The 19,394-nt window shown below is 49.9% G+C and carries 16 protein-coding genes; 5 read left to right on the top strand and 11 right to left on the bottom strand.

The features are described 5' to 3' along the window. The first annotated feature begins 117 nt into the window (after window positions 1–117). Window positions 118–933, top strand: a complete 816-nt coding sequence (locus SNR34_RS14985; RefSeq protein ID WP_486182295.1) for an AraC family transcriptional regulator — start codon at window positions 118–120, stop codon at window positions 931–933. Here the strand turns inward: SNR34_RS14985 and SNR34_RS14980 are convergent. From SNR34_RS14980 to SNR34_RS14950, 7 genes are all read right to left on the bottom strand, one after another. Continuing rightward, window positions 930–1,571: an HAD family hydrolase gene (locus tag SNR34_RS14980; protein ID WP_343260641.1), complete on the bottom strand. Its 642-nt coding sequence runs from the start codon at window positions 1,569–1,571 to the stop codon at window positions 930–932. The two genes, SNR34_RS14985 and SNR34_RS14980, sit on opposite strands and share 4 nt — an antisense overlap. A gap of 37 nt (window positions 1,572–1,608) precedes the next feature. Further along, entirely contained in the window at window positions 1,609–2,202 is a 594-nt protein-coding gene (locus tag SNR34_RS14975; RefSeq protein WP_339278152.1) for a DUF1349 domain-containing protein, read from the bottom strand. A gap of 295 nt (window positions 2,203–2,497) precedes the next feature. Next, a complete protein-coding gene (locus SNR34_RS14970; protein ID WP_486182294.1) occupies window positions 2,498–3,745 on the bottom strand; it encodes an MFS transporter in 1,248 nt (415 codons plus the stop codon). A gap of 95 nt (window positions 3,746–3,840) precedes the next feature. Continuing rightward, window positions 3,841–4,872: a zinc-dependent alcohol dehydrogenase gene (locus SNR34_RS14965; RefSeq protein ID WP_339278150.1), complete on the bottom strand. Its 1,032-nt coding sequence runs from the start codon at window positions 4,870–4,872 to the stop codon at window positions 3,841–3,843. Between the two features lie 35 nt (window positions 4,873–4,907). Further along, entirely contained in the window at window positions 4,908–6,215 is a 1,308-nt protein-coding gene (locus tag SNR34_RS14960; RefSeq protein WP_486182293.1) for an aminotransferase class III-fold pyridoxal phosphate-dependent enzyme, read from the bottom strand. Window positions 6,216–6,249: 34 nt separating this feature from the next. Then, a complete protein-coding gene (locus SNR34_RS14955) occupies window positions 6,250–7,404 on the bottom strand; it encodes a glycosyltransferase family 2 protein (protein WP_236413960.1) in 1,155 nt (384 codons plus the stop codon). A gap of 351 nt (window positions 7,405–7,755) precedes the next feature. Further along, window positions 7,756–8,679 carry an RCC1 domain-containing protein gene (locus SNR34_RS14950; RefSeq protein ID WP_486182292.1) on the bottom strand — a complete coding sequence of 308 codons (924 nt, stop codon included), beginning with the start codon at window positions 8,677–8,679 and terminating at the stop codon, window positions 7,756–7,758. 198 nt (window positions 8,680–8,877) lie between these two features. On the opposite strand from SNR34_RS14950, the gene SNR34_RS14945 reads away from it, so the two are divergent. Beyond that, window positions 8,878–9,414 (top strand): GNAT family N-acetyltransferase, encoded by a 537-nt coding sequence (locus tag SNR34_RS14945; protein ID WP_486182291.1) that lies wholly within the window; start codon window positions 8,878–8,880, stop codon window positions 9,412–9,414. 228 nt (window positions 9,415–9,642) lie between these two features. On the opposite strand, the gene SNR34_RS14940 is transcribed toward SNR34_RS14945, so the two are convergent. Next, window positions 9,643–10,092 (bottom strand): N-acetyltransferase, encoded by a 450-nt coding sequence (locus SNR34_RS14940; RefSeq protein WP_486182290.1) that lies wholly within the window; start codon window positions 10,090–10,092, stop codon window positions 9,643–9,645. Between the two features lie 384 nt (window positions 10,093–10,476). Between SNR34_RS14940 and nrdI the strand changes: the two genes are divergently transcribed. From nrdI to nrdF, 3 genes are read left to right on the top strand one after another with little or no spacing between them, the layout of a single operon-like run. Beyond that, window positions 10,477–10,836 (top strand): class Ib ribonucleoside-diphosphate reductase assembly flavoprotein NrdI, encoded by a 360-nt coding sequence (gene nrdI / locus SNR34_RS14935; protein WP_236413955.1) that lies wholly within the window; start codon window positions 10,477–10,479, stop codon window positions 10,834–10,836. Beyond that, window positions 10,823–12,907, top strand: a complete 2,085-nt coding sequence (gene nrdE, locus SNR34_RS14930) for a class 1b ribonucleoside-diphosphate reductase subunit alpha (protein ID WP_486182289.1) — start codon at window positions 10,823–10,825, stop codon at window positions 12,905–12,907. Before nrdI ends, nrdE begins: the two co-directional genes overlap by 14 nt. Before the next feature lie 42 nt (window positions 12,908–12,949). Then, on the top strand, window positions 12,950–13,912 hold the full coding sequence (nrdF, locus tag SNR34_RS14925; RefSeq protein WP_236413953.1) for a class 1b ribonucleoside-diphosphate reductase subunit beta: 963 nt from the start codon (window positions 12,950–12,952) through the stop codon (window positions 13,910–13,912). Between the two features lie 127 nt (window positions 13,913–14,039). On the opposite strand, the gene SNR34_RS14920 is transcribed toward nrdF, so the two are convergent. The 3 genes from SNR34_RS14920 to SNR34_RS14910 form a co-directional block, all read right to left on the bottom strand. Then, on the bottom strand, window positions 14,040–17,597 hold the full coding sequence (locus tag SNR34_RS14920; RefSeq protein WP_486182288.1) for an S-layer homology domain-containing protein: 3,558 nt from the start codon (window positions 17,595–17,597) through the stop codon (window positions 14,040–14,042). Window positions 17,598–18,285: 688 nt separating this feature from the next. Continuing rightward, window positions 18,286–18,942: a GNAT family N-acetyltransferase gene (locus SNR34_RS14915; protein ID WP_486182287.1), complete on the bottom strand. Its 657-nt coding sequence runs from the start codon at window positions 18,940–18,942 to the stop codon at window positions 18,286–18,288. Then, a complete protein-coding gene (locus SNR34_RS14910) occupies window positions 18,891–19,361 on the bottom strand; it encodes a GNAT family N-acetyltransferase (RefSeq protein WP_236413950.1) in 471 nt (156 codons plus the stop codon). Before SNR34_RS14910 ends, SNR34_RS14915 begins: the two co-directional genes overlap by 52 nt. Between the last annotated feature and the right edge of the window lie 33 nt (window positions 19,362–19,394).

Genomic DNA, 19,394 nt, shown 5'->3' with positions numbered 1-19,394 from the left:
AACATATATTTAAATTATTGTCATTTATGTAATATAATTCTTTTTAGGTTTCTATTAACGCTGCAGCCGCTCCACTTATGCTAACGAACCTTTTACGAAAAGAGGAATTACACAACGATGCCGAAACCTAGCATGGAGAATCCGCTGGATGCCGATATGCCGCTTATGATTACAGGGCAAATCCAGTTGACCGTAAATGAATTCATGCACTGGAGCGACCGTTCGCGGGATTACACCATAGTGAAATGCATCGAGGGAACCGGGCGAATCGCAGCCAGCGACGACGAATTTCTGATCCGCGAAGGAACCGCTCTTATTATGTTTCCGGAGGTTGCCTACCGTTACCGCAATCTTAGCGAATCGCTATTGTTCGATGGTTTGACGTTCAATGGCTATTTATTGCCCCGTTTCCTGCAATCCTTGAAAATCGGGAAACTGAGTGCCTTCAAGCCGGACGGTTTGCTTCAAATCCTGCTGCATGAAATAACGCTGGCGCAGGAGTCCAGGCACAAGAACCAGATCTGGCACGTGTCCGCACTGCTGTACATGCTGCTGGTCAGGTTGAACATCGAGGGCGACCATTTGGGCACGTTTGAACGTTCCGAAGCCCGATTAAAGCTGGCTGAACTCATTGCTTTTATCGAGCAGAACTATCACCAGGATCTCTCGTTGTCAACCTTGGCCCAGCAGATGAACATCACCGAGCAGCATTTGAACCGGATTTTCAAAAAAGAGTTTCATATGACGCCGCTAGATTACCTGCTTCGATACCGTTTGCTGAAAGCCAAGGAAATGCTTATCCATGATCATGCCGCCCCGGCCCACGAAATTGCCAAAGCGGTCGGTTTCAACAGCGCGAGTTACTTCGGGGCCGTATTCAAAAAACATGAAGGCATCTCCCCGATCGAATTGCGCAAGCAATACCTCGGTTAGAGTTTTTCCAATTGGAACTCGATCAGCGACGACAGCCTCAGGTCATGAAGTTGAAATTGCAAATTGCGCGTTACTTCATTCGGCACGATGACGCAGCGAATGCCTGCTGCTTTGGCGGCTTTCAGCCCGTTAGGCGAATCTTCGAACACAACCGCTTCGGACGCCTCGATGCCGAGGCTCTTCAGGGCCAGCAGGTACAGCTCCGGGTCCGGTTTGACCCGTTTAACGTCCTCGGCCGTGTGAATGACCGCAAATTGGTCGAAAATGCCGAGGGTTTGCAAATAACCATGCACCCAATCCCGGGTGGAACTGGAGGCTACGGCTAGACGAATCCCTTGTTCTCTGGCCGATTGGAGCAATTCTAGAACGCCCGGGAGAATGGCTGCCTGCCCCAGATAGGCGGCGTATTTCTGCTCCGAGAGTCGCTTGATGTGATCGTGGTCGATCGATCTTTGCAGCGTTTCCTCCAGATAAAGATAAGGATGGAAGTCTTCAAAATCGGTGCCCACGTTACGGGACCACAATTCCAGGCCCAGCTCAAGCCCATGCTCTTGATAAATATCGCGAAAGGCATAGTACCAAGGGGTTTCGGTATCCACAATAAGTCCATCAAAATCCAATATGAACGCTTTGACCATGAAGCATTCTCCCTCCTCTGATCGGCAGGGGGGCGGCTCAGAAACGTGCAGCCAAATCCGGACGAGTCACCTGCAAGCTTAGAAAATGGCAGGTACAGCCTGTTCCCGTAGGCGACTGAGCAACGACCCCGCCCCGGAGTTCCCCTTTAACCGGCATGCCGAAATATCGAATAAGTTTCCACTCTTCTCCATCAGGCGAATAAAAAAACGAGATGCAGTGCTCTACTTTGCGAATGCGCAAAAAGGGATGGGATACGGTCACTTCAACCGAGTTGCAGTCGTCGGACAAACCGTCTCTGGTAACGACCGACACGATGGTTGGCACGCTGCCGTCGAATTCGAAACAAAGCTTGCACCAGTTCCGTTCATCGGCCATGAGCATCAGGCAGCCGGAATCGTATTGGTGTTTCATGTCTACGGTCAATTGCGCGGTCATCTCGAAGTCGCCCGGCAGGGGCATGCCCAGGAAAGGCGCGGATGCCCGGACGTTTATGCCAGCGGGGTCTTGAAAGAAATCCGTATCCGGCTGGGCTTCCACGGTCAGGCTTCCTTGATCCGTATAAGACCAGGCCTTCGGCTCATTGATCCAGCTCAATTGTTCCCGCGTATTGCTGTCGAATGCGTTTATCATGTTTTTGCCTCCCAAGTTCGTTTTCCGTATTATATAGGTTGAACAAATAATCTTTACACGGAGTCACTACGTGGTCAGAACCATCTTCCGATCGCTGTTATCCCCAGATTTTTTGATCCCCTTATTAAGGGGAAAATCCGGTGATAAGCCTATGCTTACGATGCAGCTTTCTTTCAGAAAGCTTTTAGAACGCTCCGCTTCTCCAGATTCTTTCTGACCTCTCCGTTATCGTGTAAATGTCCAGCCCAGTTCAACCTATATAGTTATTCTTTTTATATACAGAAAACCCCTTCTTCTACATATTCTTGTAAGTCTCAATCGCTTGAGCAGGTTGGTTCTTGGGATCAGGCAGGAACAGCATGATAACCATCAGTATGACATATAACGCAAGAATGACACCGAACAACAGAACGGGATTGTGGTGATAAAGCAAACCGGTCAAATACCCCGATGGAATGGCCGTCAAAGTCATGACCGTTTGCACGGCTGAATACATGTCGGCTTTTTCATGGGTGCCCAGACGGTTCATGAGCAGCGAATCCCGATAAGTTTGCAGAATGAAATTGCCTGCTGCGAGCACGATTAGCGTCATGAACAGCATCGACACATTTCCGACGGGAATGAGCAGAAAAAGCACCGAACCGACCGTACTCAACATAATGGAGAAGCTCACGTACTTTTCCTCCGACCGGCGTTTCAGGCGCGGGAAAATCACCAGATAGAGGAGCATGACCGTAAGGGCGGTCACCACCGGGATAAACGAGATGACGCGATCGTCAAACTTCAACTGCTCCTTGAAAAAAACGACCTGGAAAAAATTCAGCTGCAAAATCAGATTGGAGATGACCGTGATCAATATGATCGGCAGCAGACTGCGCTTGTAGAACGATTTGCCGAACAATCGCAAACTGGAAGCAAGCCCCCCAAGCACCCAGGTTTGGCTGTGCAGCCCCATGAGTTCCTTCCCTACCTCGGTTTCATCCGTGTAGCGGTTGCGAATGAAAAACATCGCTGTCATAAGGATGCCTCCGATAAAATAAATGCTCGCCAGGGTCGGCACGATGCCAACATCCGCGATGACGATCCCCGCAATCGGGGTCAGTACGCCAGCCGCCGTAATGATCATGTTCAGGATGCCGAAAACCTTGGACCGTTTGTGCTCCTCCACATCCTCGATGATGAGGCAATTGAAGGAAACCGTCACGAATTTGGACGTTGCATTAAGCAGGTAAGCGATCAGGAACAACCAGAAGTTTTGCGAAAACGCCCAAATGAACATCGGAACGCTCCAGGCAAGCAGGTCGAAAATCAACGTAGTCCGTTTGCGCCCCAGCTTGTTCGTTACGGAACCGGCAAACAATTGAAAAATGAAAGCAAAATAAAGATTTACCGAATTGATCAAGCCGATCTCGATATCCGAAAGGCCAACTTCCTTCATGTACAAAGGCGCGTAAAAAAGAACAATCGTTCCGGGTATGGCCCACACCGGTTCGAGCAATATGGAGTACCGTGGATTTCTCGGCAAATCTTGCAGCAGCTTCAACCTTTACCCCCCTCTTTCTGCGGTTGTTGCCGCTGCGATCACCATTCGTCGCAGCGGCGCAACCGCGAACGCTTATGTCCTTGTGTGTCAGTTATCTATATGATCAGCGCGGTTTTAACCGAATTCATCGGCAGCGGTTCTCCTGTCCGCAGGTGATACCCCATTGTACCGTTAAAGGCTTGCTCGTAATCGCTCAGCAATTCCGTGGACGTAACCATTCGTTCCAGTTCCGGAATGCTCTGCGCAAACTTCAGGGCGGTGCTGATCATGGAGTGGGAAGCGACCGCACCGATGACGCTGAGGCCTTCATTGATGACGTCGGTCGGTTTGAACGTCACCTGGTAGCTGTCGTCATACCCCATCGGAATGATTTTCCCGCCTTTGGCGACCAGCTCGAATCCGACGTGAAGCTGGTTCCCCACAGCATCCACCACGATATCGAACTTGTGGTTGTTGTTGATTTCGTATACCTTGTCCAATGTCAGCTCCTGCGGGTGGAACACATGGTCGGCAATGGTAGAAGCGAATTGAATGCGATACGGATCGACCTCCGTGCCGACCGTCAGCCTGGCCAATCGTTTGCTGACGAGCTGGCACAGGGAACCGATGGCGCCGGAACCGAGGACCAGAACCGAATCGCTCGGTTTGACCCCTGCTTTCATGAACGTTTGCAGAACGCAGCCGAGCGGCTCGACCATCATCGCGGTTTCCCAGCTCATGGAGTCCGGGATCGGATAAATATACTTCTCGTCGCCGACATAATATTCTGCAAACGTACCATGAATGGTCATGCCCACCTGGTGGTCTTCAAAGTTTTCGCAATAGATGAACTGGCCTTCGCGGCAATACGAGCAAATTCCACAAGACTGGGTAGGGTCGATCAACACCCGATCCCCGACGCGAAGGCTTCGAACCTCCGGTCCGACCTCAACCACCGTGCCAACGCCCTCGTGTCCGATCACCGTTCCCCGGTTGGCAGGAATTTTATCTTTCACGATGTTCAGATCCGTGCCGCAAATGCCCGAACCGTAAATTTTGACTTTGACCTGGTTTGCCTTTTCGATGCGCGGCTCTTCAATGTCCAGCAGGGCTACCTCTTTACGGTCTTGATATACGAGTGCTTTCAAATGTTGTTCCTCCTTCGTCGATTTCCCGATCCGGGTTACACTTTGATTTTTTTGGTTATGGTTACGCGAGAAAGGTATTGCTGTCTTTGAACCTCTTTCCAATCCGACAACGTTTGCAGGAGAGCTTCCTCTACCCAAAGCATTTCTTCCCGGGTATGCATGTCCGAGAACAAGAAATAACCTTTGGTGAAAATGCCGAAGTGGGCCATTTTTTTCACCATAAATTCACGGAACGGGTCTGCCTGGAAATTGTCTTCCGAAATGGATTGGATGTAGAAACTCGCATAGGTTCCTTTCAGTGCCAACTGATCGGTTAATCCAAGCAAAACCAGTTCGGACTCGATCCGGTCCATGATCCGAGCAGCGGGCTCTCTCCAGCTCGGCCACGTCTTTGCATTTTCCATCAACTTTTCGCAGGCGATCGCTGCCGCGAGCGCGGTCGTTTCGCTGGAATGGGCGTTGCTGAATTTGACCTGTCCCGACAACGACATCAGATGCTCTGGTCCAAGCACGGCACCAAGGGGCAATCCGTTCGCCATGCCTTTGGAAATGCAGAGCAGGTCAGGCCAGATGCCGTACTCCCCCGCTGTGGCCTGCTTGCCCATGCGAATGCCGGAGGTGACTTCGTCAAAGATGACGATGATGTCCTGCGATCGGCAGAGCGACACGACCCGCTCCAGGGCATCGCGTTTCCATTCGTTAGGGCACAGCACAATGCAGGCAATATCTTCGGCCGAAGATGCAATCAAAGGTTCGATGCGTTCAGGCGAGGGTTTGTCCACCCAGATGGTCGTGCGTTCGATATCCACCGGAATACCGCGGCCTTTGGTTTCGCGGCCATAGTAGCCGTAAGCAGACCAATCATGCCACCCATGGTACGCCGTCGCGATCACTTTGCTTTTGCCGCTCCCTGCGCGAGCAAGCCTCACTGCCCCGCTGACGGCATCGGCACCGCTTTTGGTAAATCGGAGCGAGGCATATCGGCCTTCGAACCGCTTCAAAATCAATTCGGCGCATTGCAGCTCGATCTCGGCCGGAATGGAATAACTGGTTCCTTTTTTCAACTGATGGATGACGGCCAGCTGAATCTCATGCCGGGCATGTCCCCAGGAGGCAGTTCCCATGGCCATTTCGCAATCCAGCCACTCGTTCCCGTCAATGTCCGTAAAGCGGGAATGGCGAGCTTCCGCGCAGCAGACGGGGGTGTGACCGGGAAACAATCGTTCCGGCGCCTTGGCAAGCGTGCTGCATCCGCTCGGGATGACTTTTTCGACCTGTTCCAACCACTCCAGATTCCGGTTAAACCTGACGGCACGCTCCAGCGCGCTCTCTTTTGTATTCACAGACAGTACCTCCCTGTTTGCTTGGTTTTTTCGATTAGCGTACTTTCGTTCCAGGCCAGCACCCGTCGTAGATGCGATCCATCGTAATGACATTTCCATACAAGTCGATGATCAGGTCTTTGGCCCTTTGGGCATGCCTCATCTCGATCCAATACCGGTTTTCCAGCAGCCGGGCGAAATTGTCCACCAAAAACAGCAGCCGGTTCTCGGTATGGATCAGTTCCTTGCCGAGTACCTGCGGCAGCCAGATGGCTCCATTCGAATGGAAACGGTTGGAATAGTCCCGAACTTCGGCAACAGGCGCAATGTCCGCTTCTTCCAGCTTCGTCCAGAACGTTTCCGCATCGCTGCGCACCTCGGCGAGATCAATGCCTACGATCGGCAGATGTCGGTCTTCGCCTTGGCCTTCAAGCTGTGACTTCAAGTGACCGAATACGAACGGCCAGATATCGGCTTCGATTTCGTTGCCCCATTTCTTCCAAAACCGCGCCAGATTGTTTTTGCGGTTGAAATTTCGGTGGATTCCGCTGCTTCTTTCCCAGTGGTAAGCAAGGATGTCGGGATTGATGACCGTATCGTAACCTGCGGCCCGTGCCCGCATTTGATAATCGAAGTCTTCGTATCCATTAAAGAACTTTTCGTCGAGCAAGCCGATCGTCTCGTACACTTCTCTCTTCATGCCAAACATGGCGAAGACGACGAGTTGAACCGAAAAGGTCTCTTTCGGGATATCTTCGGGAGACGCGTTCAGGAAGAGATGGCGGCCGATCGTGTCCGCAAAAGCGATGCCGCAGTGCTGTACGCCGCCGGTTTGCGGATATAACAGCACGCCGCCGGTCATGCCGATCGTAATATCCCTGTCCAGCGTCTCTTTCATCATCCATTGCCAGTTGGGCTGAAGAATCGTGTCGGAGTCCAGGAAGAAAATATAGTCGCCTTTGGCGATGCGCAGCGCGCTATTGATGGATACGGCACATCCGAGCGGAAAATCATGCTGCAAAATTTCGATGGTTACGCCTTCTCTGACTTCCTGCTTCAATTTTTCCAAATGCTGCAGGACGGCCGCACCCGAGCCATCGTTAATGAAAATGATTTCGCTGGACGGGCTAACCGTCCGAAGCAGCGAATCGGTGAAGAGGTTCAGAATGTTATAGTCCTGGTTAACTGGCACGATAATGGTATAAAGCATGGAATCCCTCCTGTAGGATAATGTGGAACGATTGACTCTAACCGATTCAAACCTGCGGGAAATGACTAAACAACCCACCTCCTGTCCGAATCCCCTGTCTTAACTTGGCAAAGATTTGAATCTAATAGAAATTTATATCAATTTTTGGGATTTTTAAATCTTAAATTCTGAACTCTATCAAAATCTGAATCTCTCACTGAAACACCTTTGTTGTAGCCAGATCGCCTGGTCTTCATGTCGTCTCAGCGGTTATCGTGTTAAATTTGCGATATGGTTGATTTGGCGAGTTAACAAATGAAGACCAAGAAAAAAGACAGACCTGTTTGGCCTGCCCCCATGGCATTCTCTTTACTATATTTCGCTGCTGCATGTCCGAAACGATTCCCCCGGCAGTCCAATGCCGCGCCAACCGCTTACATCGCATTGACCGTACTCATTATCTCCCACAGCGACCATGATGCCGTTCTGTTGAAGGCCAAGGGTATGCGTGCAGCCTGCCGCTACCGCCACGATATCCCTCCAGCTGTCTACATCGCATTGGCTGTACTTGTTCCAACCTGCTGCCTTTACAGTGCCGTCGGCTCCAAGACCAATCGTATGATTACTGCCCGCCGCTATTGCGACGATCCTGTTCCAATGGCTTACGTCACATTGGCCTTCGTGATTACGCCCTGCAGCAACTACGGTGCCATCCGACTTTAGTCCAATAGTATGGAGGTAACCTGCCGCCACCGCTACGATATTGTCCCAGTCGTTTACATTGCATTGGCCATACCGATTATTGCCCGCAGCCATTACGGTACCGTCCGATTGAAGCCCGACAGTATGCCAGTCACCCGCGGAGATCGCTATAATATCGCGCCAATGGCTAACATTGCATTGGCCTTCATGATTTCGACCCGCAGCAACCACCGTACCATCGGTTCCAAGCCCAATCGTGTACCGCCAACCCGCTGCTACAGCTGCAATATCGTTCCAATCGTTTACATCGCATTGATGATGCTTGTTCCAACCTGCTGCAACCACCGTTCCGTTCAATAAAAGGCCAATCGTATGGGCATTTCCCGTATTGGTCGCCATATGAACATTACCGGCAGCAACCGCCACCACATCACGCCAGTCCCCGACATCACATTGGCCGTGTTTGTTATCTCCTACAGCCATCACGGTGCCGTCCGATGCAATTCCAACGGAATGACGGCGCCCTGCCGCAATCGTATTTTTTGGCCACGGTTTTACTTTTAAAGCAGCTTCCATCGGTGAATAATAATCCATGCTTCGCCTCCTTCAACAACTGGATTTTTGAATGCTTTTTTTCCGAACTTACCCTATCCGTTACACCACTCCCCCATTTAAATAGGGGCTGCTCCATCATAATAACACCACCTTGCGACCGATCGCTTGACCTTAGTATTATACCAAGGTTTATCGTGGTGAATATCCAAAGTGATTATTACATTCAGGGGTGGTTGTATGATGCTGCAAGAACAGTTCGATCAAGTATACGACATTATGAAACAATCTTTTCCGGAGGCTGAGTATCGTGAATATTCGCAGCAATTGAAGCTGTTGTCCAATTCGAGATATCTGCTTCTTACCGAGAAGAATGAACAGAACGAAGTCATTGCCTTTCTCGCAGGCTGGGAATTCGAGACGTTTCGGTACGTTGAAAATATCGCCGTTTCCCCGGGCATTCGCGGTGGAGGCATCGGCAAGCGGCTGATGGAACGTTTCATGAAGAGGTCTGCTCTGCCGATCGTATTGGAGGTGGAATTGCCCGAGGATTCGCTGAAGCGAAGAAGGATCGGATTTTACGAGCGTTTGGGATTCCATTTAGAGGAGGCTGCCTATGTTCAACCGCCGCTGCGCGCAGGACAGCAGCCTTTGTCACTCCGGATCATGAGTTATCCGGAGCATTTGACCCCTTCACAGTTTGAAGAAGTGAGGGATGTGCTCTATCGGGAAGTGTACGGCGTATCTCCGGCAAGCACGGTCGCCCGGAATCGCTGATGTTATCCGGTTGGCAAGACAACGCGCCGTATTTTTCCCAGCTGTTCAAGAAACCTAAGGGGATCGCCCCCAAGTCGTATAGATTGGCAATCAAACAAACGTATCAATAAAGAGATTGAAATACATCATGAAGAACAAGGCTCTGCTAGAGGTACATAACCCCGCAGAGCCTTTATCGATTATTGTGAATGCCTAATTGAACTTTCGAATTGAACTTTCGCTTACTTATCAAGAAAACAAATTTGTTCCAGTTTCTTTCCATTCCATCAGGTATTCCTCATGACCCGTGTGCTCATCCAGAAGCTCTTCCACGACATGAAAGCCGTTTTTCTCGTAAAAACGTACGGCCGAGGCATTTTCTTTGTACACTTTTAGCGAGATTTTTGATTTTTTGCTTTTGACAAAACGAAGCAGCTCTTTGCCGTATCCCTTATTCTGACGCGATGGATCGACAAAAAGCGCTGCCAAATAGTCATCTACCATCGAAACGAATCCGGCGATTTCTTCTTGATCGCAGATGACATAGGTTTCCGACATCGGAATATACTTGTCTCTCATTTCGGTTTTGTTGGAAAGCCAATAAGCCTCTTCGATAAAATCATGGGCTTGAACCGAGCCTTTGTACCAAATTTCAGTTAAAATATCGACATCGCTCTGCTTATGTAATGTTATTTTCACTATGATCTCACCTCTATATTTTTTTCCCAATCACTTATGTATCCTAACATAACCTTCAGCTCCCAAGCAAAATGGAGTCTCCTCATACAAAATTAGCCGCCCCCCCTCGTTCCACCGCTCCCGACTGCGAAGCTTCCTCCCTTCCTCCTTACGCTTCCTCACCGAATCACGCAATCGATCGATCAGGAATACAATGTTATTCAGGACAACGGGTTCATCCTTCTCCCATTTTCACACATATTTGATTCCATGCACCCTCATCGCTATTTTGAAAGAGTTCACCTTATATTCATTGACAAATCTATATATTGATATAGAATTAGAAAAGCAATCTACATATAGCGTATTTATAGATAGCTTTTACGTTTAAGGAGGTTAATGATATTGCTGATCGTGTATGATTCCATCACTGGCAATGTGAAGAGATTCATCTCCAAGCTTCACATGCCGGCCATCCAGATCAATAGTCAAATGACGATCGACGAACCGTACGTACTCGTGACATATACAACAGGTTTTGGACAGATACCTGACAAGGTGTCTTCTTTTTTGCAAAAAAACTCCAAACATTTGATTGGCGTTGCCGCGAGCGGCAACCGCAACTGGGGCGAACGTTTCGCCAAAAGCGCGGATTTGATTTCCGCATCCTATAACGTGCCTGTAATCAGCAAATTCGAGCTGTCCGGCACCAAAAAAGACGTAGAGCATTTTGAACAGGAGGTAAGCCGCCTTGAAACATATTGAATTGAACAACATGCTGCTGCAGCGCGACTCCGATGGCTTTTTCCAGTTACATAAGGATCAGGAAGCTGTAGCCGAGTTCATGAAAGAGATCGAAGAAAAGAGCATGCGTTTTGCCACCATCGACGATCAAGTCAGCTATATGATTGAGAATGATTATTACGAGGACTTCTATGCTTCCTACACTGCCGATGAAGTGAGCCGAATCTTTGAAATCACGCGCAGTTACCAGCATCGCTTCCCTTCCTACATGGCAGCTTCGAAATTTTATACCGATTACGCGCTGAGAAGCTATGATCGCAAAACGGTGCTGGAGCAATATCCGGATCGCGTGGCAGCCGTAGCGCTGCATTTGGGTCGCGGAAACTTCGACACAGCTTCTTTGTTGTCCCGTTCCATGATGGAACAGCGCCTGCAGCCTGCCACTCCGACATTTTTGAACGCGGGCAAAAGCCGGCGCGGGGAGCTGGTGTCCTGCTTCCTGCTCGAAATGGACGATTCCTTGAACTCGATCAACTATGTGCTGAATACATGCATGCAGTTGTCCAAAATCGGCGGCGGCGTTGCCGTGAATTTGTCCAAGCTGCGCGCCCGGGGCGAAGCCATCAAAGGCGTGGAAGGTGCTGCCAAAGGCATCACGCCCGTGCTCAAGCTGATGGAAGACGGCTTCTCCTACGCGGACCAGATGGGTCAACGCAAAGGCTCCGGTGCGGCTTATTACAATATTTTCGGTTGGGACGTCATGGAACTGCTCGATAGCAAAAAAATTAATGCCGATGAGAAAATTCGCCTGAAAACCCTCTCCATCGGGTTGATCGTTCCGAATCGTTTTTATAAGCTGGCCCAGGATAATGAGCCTCTTTACCTCTTTGCACCATATAGCGTATACCAAAATTACGGAATTCACCTGGATGATATGGATCTGGACGAGATGTACGACACCTTGGTCGCCGACGAACGCGTGAAAAAGAAAAAATCGTTGATGGCGCGGGATATGCTCACCAAAATCGCCATGGTTCAACTGGAATCCGGCTATCCATATATCATTAACAAAACGAATGCCAATCAGGCACACCCTTTGAAAAACGTGGGACAAATCAAAATGTCGAACCTGTGCACGGAGATCTTCCAGCTCCAGGAAACCTCTGAAATTACGGACTACGGCCAGCCCGATATCATTCGCAGAGACATCAGCTGCAATCTGGCATCCCTCAATATCGTGAATGTCATGGAAAGCGGCAAAATCAAAGAATCCGTTCACGAGGGCATGATCGCGCTGACTTCCGTCAGCGACATGACCCATGTCGCCAATGCTCCCGGCGTAGCCAAGGCCAATTCGGAAATGCATTCGGTCGGCCTCGGCGCCATGAATTTGCACGGGTATTTGGCCAAAAACAAAATTGCTTACGAAAGTTTGGAAGCCAAGGATTTTGCACGCACGTTCTTCATGACGATGAATTTTCACTCCTTGGAAAAAAGCATGGAAATTGCGAAAGAAAAGGGCCAACGTTTCCACGGATTTGAAGCATCCGATTATGCGACAGGAGTTTATTTCGATCGGTACCTGTCTACGGACTACTCGCCTAGCACGCCAAAAGTGCAGGAGCTGTTCAAGGGGATATTCGTTCCGACAACGGATGATTGGAATTGGCTGAAGTCCAAAGTGCAGGAACACGGCCTATATCATGCCTACAGAATGGCCATCGCGCCGACGGCAAGCATTTCTTACATTCAAAACGCGACCTCCAGCGTCATGCCGATCGTGGAACAGATCGAAACGCGAACCTATGCGAATTCGACGACGTACTACCCGATGCCTTACCTGCAGAAGGATAATGTGTTCTATTACAAATCGGCGTATCAAATGGACCAGTTCAAAGTGATTGATCTGATTGCAGAAATTCAGCCTCATGTGGACCAAGGGATCTCGACGATTCTCCACGTCAACAGCGACGTGTCTACCCGGGACCTGGCCCGCTGTTACCTGTATGCCGCTCATAAAGGGTTAAAATCCCTGTATTATACACGCACGAACAAGCTGACGATGGAAGAGTGCATCGCTTGTTCGATTTAAACTAATTTACCTGCGGGTATGACGAATGGAGTTTGATATAAGATGCAGCCTATTCAAGCCGTGAACTGGAATCGCCCGGATGATGATTTCACGCTGATGTTCTGGAATCAAAATATTATGCAATTTTGGATCGATGATGAAATCCCTCTATCCGATGACAAGATGACATGGGTAACGCTCAGCGATGAGGAAAAAGAAGCTTACATGAAAGTCCTTGGGGGATTAACCCTCCTGGACACCATTCAGGGCGGCGTGGGCATGCCGCAAATCATGGAACATGTTGATGGACTCCAACGCAAGGCCGTGCTTGGCTTTATGGCGATGATGGAGCAAATTCACGCCAAGTCGTACAGCAGCATTTTCACGACGCTGGCAACGACCGAGGAAATCGACGGAATTTTCCGGTGGGTCGAACAAAATCCGTATTTGCAAAAGAAAGCTTCGATCATCCGCCAGTACTACACCAGCATTGAAACGCCCAAAGACTTATACATGGCCATGGCCGCTTCCGTGCTTCTGGAAAGTTATTTGTTTTATAGCGGGTTCTTCTATCCGCTCTATTTGGCCGGGCAGGGCAAACTGACGTGCAGCGGTGAAATCATCGACCTGATCCTGCGGGATGAAAGCATTCATGGCGTATACGTAGGCGTGCTGGCCCAAGAAATATACGCCGGTTTGGACGAAGCGGAACAGAACGAGCTTTATCAGCACCTGGTCGATTTAATTCAGACCCTACATCAGAATGAATTGCGTTACACCGAAGAATTGTATACGCCGATTCATTTAACCGATGACGTGGAAGCTTTCCTTCGTTACAATGCCAACAAAGCGATGATGAACCTGGGCTTTGAGCCATTGTTCGAAGACGCGGAAGTAAACCCGATCGTATTGAACGGAATCAGCACACACACCAAGCAGCATGACTTTTTCTCCAAAAAAGGCAACGGATACGTTCGTGCGTTGAATGTAGAACCGCTGACGGATGACGATTTCCGCTTCGAGTGAACCGTATAGAGCTCTTCATGATCAACATATCGATAAAGAAAGGCGTTTAACCGGATTGGATCAGCCGGGTGTCCGCCATATCAACGAAAAAGCACCCGCAATGGGGTGCTTTTCTTTGAGTTCAATCTTAAATATGCAAAGCTGACAGGAGCTTATAGATCATGGCTGCCGCTTCGGCACGGCTTGTCATGTTTGCTGCACGCACGGTATGGTCGGCGTAACCTTCCACGATGCCTGCTTGAACCGCTGCATCCATAGCCTCCTGCGCCCAAGCCGGCGTTTGCGAAGCATCCGCGAATGCCTTGCCATTTTGGCCGCTGGTGTCAACTTGAACCTCGCTGCTGAGCTTCAGCGCGTTTGCGAGCAATACGGCCATTTCAGCCCGGGTAATCGTACGATCCGGCTTAAACGTGTTATCGCCGTATCCCTTTACAATGCCAGCCTCTACGGCAGCGGCAATATACGCGCGAGCCCAGGACGGCAGCGTTGTTTGATCTGCAAAGTCCACAGCCGACGCAGCAGGTTTCAATGCCAGCGCTTTGCTGAGCAATGTTACAAACTCCGCGCGCGTGACGTTCCGGGACGGTTGGAAGCTGCCGTCGCCATAACCTTGAATGACGTTCATCCCCATCAAGCGATCCACGTAGTCAGCCGCCCAATGTCCATTCAGATCGACAAGAGATTTCGGTGCATAACCGGCCACGATAAACGTGCCCAAATGATTCACATCTGCCGTGATGCTGCCTGCGGCGTGAGAGACTCCGCCGACGAATACCCAACTTTTGCGGTCTTCATGGTAATAATAGATCGCTGGGCGTTCACCGTCGGATAGTTTGGAAGAATCGTAATTTAATGTCAAGGAAGCGTCCTTATTCAGAATACGTCCTTCGTTTCTAGTAATCCTGATTCCCTCTCCCAGAACGTTAAGCGATGAAGCACCAGGCAATCCGGCTTGAGGAACCAGGGAAAGTTGCAGTGTCTCCTTTCCTGGAAATGTTCCAACGGGTGCGTCAAACTGAGCTTTGTTATCAATGCCTGTGCGCACGGCCTGGTCCGGTCCAGTCTCTATCTTGACCTCGGTCACAGGAGCTGGTTCCGCTCCCGGATTGGCAGGATTTGTAGAGTTTGTAGGATTGGCAGGTTCAGCCGGCGAGCTGCCACCTGTGCTGCTGCCCGGGTTGCCGCCTCCGCTGCTGCCGCCAGAGCCGCCGCTTCCTCCGGAACCTCCGCCGCTCGAACGAGGCTGCACAGTCACCGTGCGCGTTACCTCTTGTGCCTCATTTCCGGCAAAATCCTTCGCATGATAACGAATGGTATATATTCCGGGTACTTGCGTATTCACTGTGCCTTCTATTTTCACGGAACCGTCGATGCCCACATTGTCCGCTGCCTGTGCACCAGGCTCGTTATACGTATCTCCTACATTCAGGGTCATTTGGCTGCTGCCCTGTAACATAATCACCGGAATCTCCCGATCAATTTTGACGATAAGCGGGAGTGTGTACTGCTGTTCCAGATTATCGGTAGCTCTGAACAAGAGTGAATGTTCACCAGGTTCGGTGACTTCAACCGGCGTATTTTCCTCATAGGATTCATAGCTTTCTCCCCCATCCCGGGACAACTCTATGGTCGCTGAAGCTGCCGGAGCATATACCGCGCTGGTGACGCTCAACGTGACAGACTGGTTGGTCCATGTGTCCGTGCGATACGGCTGCGCATCCGCCGTGGTCATCGTTCCTTTCAGCACCAATGCCTGATTGTTCCGTCCTTCGACGATGATCTTGAACACCTTTGTATCCGTCACGCCGCCGCGGCTTACGGTTGCCGTCAGCTCCAGCTGCTCATTGTTATCCGGCTGGGTTAACAGCTTGCCTTCATCGTTTATCAGCTCCGGTCTGGAACTGGACCAACGGATCGCTGCGCCATGTTCGCCACTGACAGGAAGCGTAAGGTCGGTTGTGACCGCGTTCAGATCACCCAGATCGATGCCCTGAATGGTATCGTTAACGGCCTGCTCATCACTGTATGGCGCTGCGCTTACGAAAATCGGATTGGAATAGAACCACAGATCGCGATAATTGTTATCGTTGATTTCATTGAATCGGGCTGCAGCATCCGCCGTGGTTACTTTGGGGTCCAGCTGCGGTTCCCCGTTTACCGTTTCTCCCTGCACGTTCATGCCCAGGTTCGTTCCGCGCAAACGGAAATATTGATCTTTATCCGATGCTTTGATCTTATACGTGATGACATTGTATCCCTCCGCGTCCGTCGTCCAATCATCCGAGGTGAACGTTGCCAACACGCGGGTAGAATCATTGGTATCCTTACTGTACTCCGGTGTCCCTTTTCGGGCTTTGCCGGTCACATCGCCGGCGATCAGGTCAACATGGTCCACGACAGGGGCTTGCCCTACCTTGATGCCGCTGTTGATCGGATTTTCATAATTGTTGGTCGACGGGCTTTTGAAACGGATCTTGATTTCCATGTCGTCCCCTTGGGTCACTTGCAAATCCTCGCCCATTTCGGATTGGGAATCGTTGCTTGAAATCGTGAAATCCAAGGCATTGATCAAGTCTCCAAATACGGAAAATGATTTGCCGGAGCGCAGTCCGTCAAGCACCGCTTGCATGCCCGAACCCTCTACCCAAGCATAGGTTTTGGCATACTCGCCCGGGAAATAACCGCTGGAATTCGGGTCAATCGTTTTGAAATGATAGTCCGAGTTGCCATAATTCCAGAAATGGCGTCCCTCTCCAAGCAATGCATCCCATAGACCGCCCACTTTGGCAACCATGTAATCGACACCGCCATATGTGCGGTACTTGTAGCCGTCATCGGCGGTTGGATTCGATGTATTGTAAGAGGTGTTATACCCGCCGCGATCCGGTTCCATCTGGTTGCCGAGCATACCTTCAATACCGAAGACCACTTCGGGGGCCAGATCGTTGAAATCGCGGAAATCGGCGATCGTATATTTGTTTTTGCCGCGCGAAGGATGATTAATCATGGCATAACTGGTCATCGGATAATGAGTGGAGAGCCATTCAATGGCGGTAAGCGCATCCTGATGCGTCGAATAGGCACGGGCTCCTTCCGCATTCCATTTGGCTACATCCTCGGCGTCGAACATATTGGCATCACGATTCGTGAACCGATATTCAAATTCCTTGGCCGCTTCAAGTGCCTCGGTGAAATTGGGTTCATTCGTCAGAATGCCTACGCCGACATGTTCGTGTGTGGGCATGTCCCACTCAAAACCGGAGAATATCGTTTTGCCAGCGTAGTTCCCCTCTTCCTGCAGCTTTTTAATCTGCGGAACTTGATATTCATTCATGCCGAGCGACATGGGGATAGGCCCGTTCTTTATGACATTACCGTCAGCATCACGCTTGGACGTCCGCAAATGATCCGTAATCGCAATCCAGTCCAGCCCATACTTGTTCAGACCGTTGTCCAGCACATTTTTGAGCGAATTCTGTGCATCATCCGACTCAAACGTATGCACATGCAGATCTCCCGTCTGCCACGATCCTGTGACATCCGTTGTCGATACGGGGTTATTTCCCGTTACCGGATCGCCATGTGCCGTCCCTGCAGGCATGATTGTTCCCGCTACCAAGCCTGTCGTCAGCGGAACCAGCGCAAGCATGGCCAGCATTTTCTTTCCTTTACTCCTGAACAACATTGTCCACCATCCCTCTGTGTGTATGTAACGAAGTTAATATAAGGGACGTTGCGGACAAGATCAACGGAATGAAAGCGTATATCAAAATTTTGACATAGAGTTACATTTGTTAACGTTTTACTAACACTTTCTCATATGCTCATATATACGCTTTTACGCTTTTTTGCTTCAATAATAACTCGCCACAGGGTCCGCCCCCCCTTCCCCCTAAGAGCGTAGGAAGTCACACAATGTTCACGACTCAGGAATATTCCACCACCCTTGTGGATCACAGGAAAAGCAAGTCCTGGGCATTCAACGATCGTTGCGTAAAATGATGTGTTCTGTAAAATGAACAGATAACTTCAACAAGATGACTTTGACCAAACAAGCCGCTGCATATGATCGCCAACAACCCCACGGATGCGTGTCCTGCCTGTATTCCCCGCTGTAACGGGCATATCTGCCCCCGCTAACAATGTAAGCAGAAGGTAAACGGATTGTTGCCGTATCATCAAATTGGAGATATGGGCCCGTGAAAGGTTTGACTACATTGTCCTCCTTTCAGCGTTATTTCTTATAAATATGAAAAGAGAGCCGCAAATTGCGCGACTCTCTTCGGTATTATTTTTTTATCGGCCCTGCCGGTTAACCGTTTTAAGATCAGTCGTCGTCTCCTGTTCAACAAACGTACCCCACGTTCTCCTCCTCAATAGAGGTAGCCTAATAAGTCCAGATCCGCCTCTTCCCAATCGATCTTGCCTACTTTTTTGATCATCAGTTCGTCCATGGCTTCATGGCCTAAGCCAATGGAAGTTTGAAATCCATCATCGATTTTCAACCATTTGCATTTGTTCTTCACCGGTTTGTAGCCATTTTTCAAATATAAAGTCATGTTATCCGCAAACAAAAGGATAAAGTCAATATTTCGACCTGCACAAAATTGATCCAATTCCGCCAGCAAGGACGAGCCTATTCCTTGGGAACGGGCGCTTTGTGAGACACATAAATCAATGACGCCGAGTACCCTGATCGGTTTCTTGTTTAAATTCATGACTCTGTAATCCAATCCAACATGTCCGACGAGTCGATCTTCCTGGTTGTAAACCAGAAATCGCAAATGCGGCAATTGCTTGAAATAAATCCGGTGCTCAGGGTACACATCCGGAAAACTGGCGATCAATAAATCTTGTATTTCTGATTGCAATTCATCGTTTATATCGTATTCGTATACTTTTTCTATTCGCAAAGTAAAAGTAATCTCCAATTTCATATTTATTTGGTCACTGTGCCCACGCGTTACAAGCCCAAACATTAAACTGGCTCGCGCACGACATCTTTCTGATACGCCAGCACTTCCTCCCATTCACCGCTGAAAATCGGGATTCTATAATAACCCACCCGTTCATAAAGCGCTGCCGCTTCCGGTTGCTTCGGTCCTGTTTGCAGCTTCAGGTTGCTATAGCCGAATTCCCGTGCCAACCGCTCCGCTTCGGCCAATATCGCCTGCGCCACGCCTTTGCGCCGGAAATCCGAGCGGGTATACATCCGTTTCACTTCCACCGAATCTTCGTCAAGCGGCCTGATTGCCCCGCAACCGACGGGATATCCGTCAAGACGGGCTACGATAAAGGCCGAGCGTGGTCCCTCCACGTCGCTCGGCGAGAAACCAGCCGTACCGTCGCCGCCATATAATGCACCCAATTCGATGCTTAACTCCCGAATCAATTGTTCCGAATCCTTGCTGCGCACATCTTCAGCGGCAGCTTGCACTATATGCGTCATGTATGATACCCCCTTCATTCACATTGAAATTAT

The sequence above is a fragment of the Paenibacillus sp. XP01 genome, from assembly GCF_057364885.1.
Note: the sequence above shows the minus strand (reverse complement) of the source record. Positions and strands in the feature narration are given on the sequence as shown.

Bases quoted from the DNA above. Each gene is read 5' to 3' on its own strand.
- SNR34_RS14985 (WP_486182295.1), top strand. From the start codon at position 118: ATGCCGAAACCTAGCATGGAGAATCCGCTGGATGCCGATATGCCGCTT.
- SNR34_RS14980 (WP_343260641.1), bottom strand. From the start codon at position 1,571: ATGGTCAAAGCGTTCATATTGGATTTTGATGGACTTATTGTGGATACC.
- SNR34_RS14975 (WP_339278152.1), bottom strand. From the start codon at position 2,202: ATGATAAACGCATTCGACAGCAATACGCGGGAACAATTGAGCTGGATC.
- SNR34_RS14955 (WP_236413960.1), bottom strand. From the start codon at position 7,404: ATGCTTTATACCATTATCGTGCCAGTTAACCAGGACTATAACATTCTG.
- SNR34_RS14950 (WP_486182292.1), bottom strand. From the start codon at position 8,679: ATGGATTATTATTCACCGATGGAAGCTGCTTTAAAAGTAAAACCGTGG.
- SNR34_RS14945 (WP_486182291.1), top strand. From the start codon at position 8,878: ATGATGCTGCAAGAACAGTTCGATCAAGTATACGACATTATGAAACAA.
- nrdF (WP_236413953.1), top strand. From the start codon at position 12,950: ATGCAGCCTATTCAAGCCGTGAACTGGAATCGCCCGGATGATGATTTC.
- SNR34_RS14920 (WP_486182288.1), bottom strand. From the start codon at position 17,597: ATGTTGTTCAGGAGTAAAGGAAAGAAAATGCTGGCCATGCTTGCGCTG.
- SNR34_RS14915 (WP_486182287.1), bottom strand. From the start codon at position 18,942: ATGGGAGGAAGTGCTGGCGTATCAGAAAGATGTCGTGCGCGAGCCAGT.
- SNR34_RS14910 (WP_236413950.1), bottom strand. From the start codon at position 19,361: ATGACGCATATAGTGCAAGCTGCCGCTGAAGATGTGCGCAGCAAGGAT.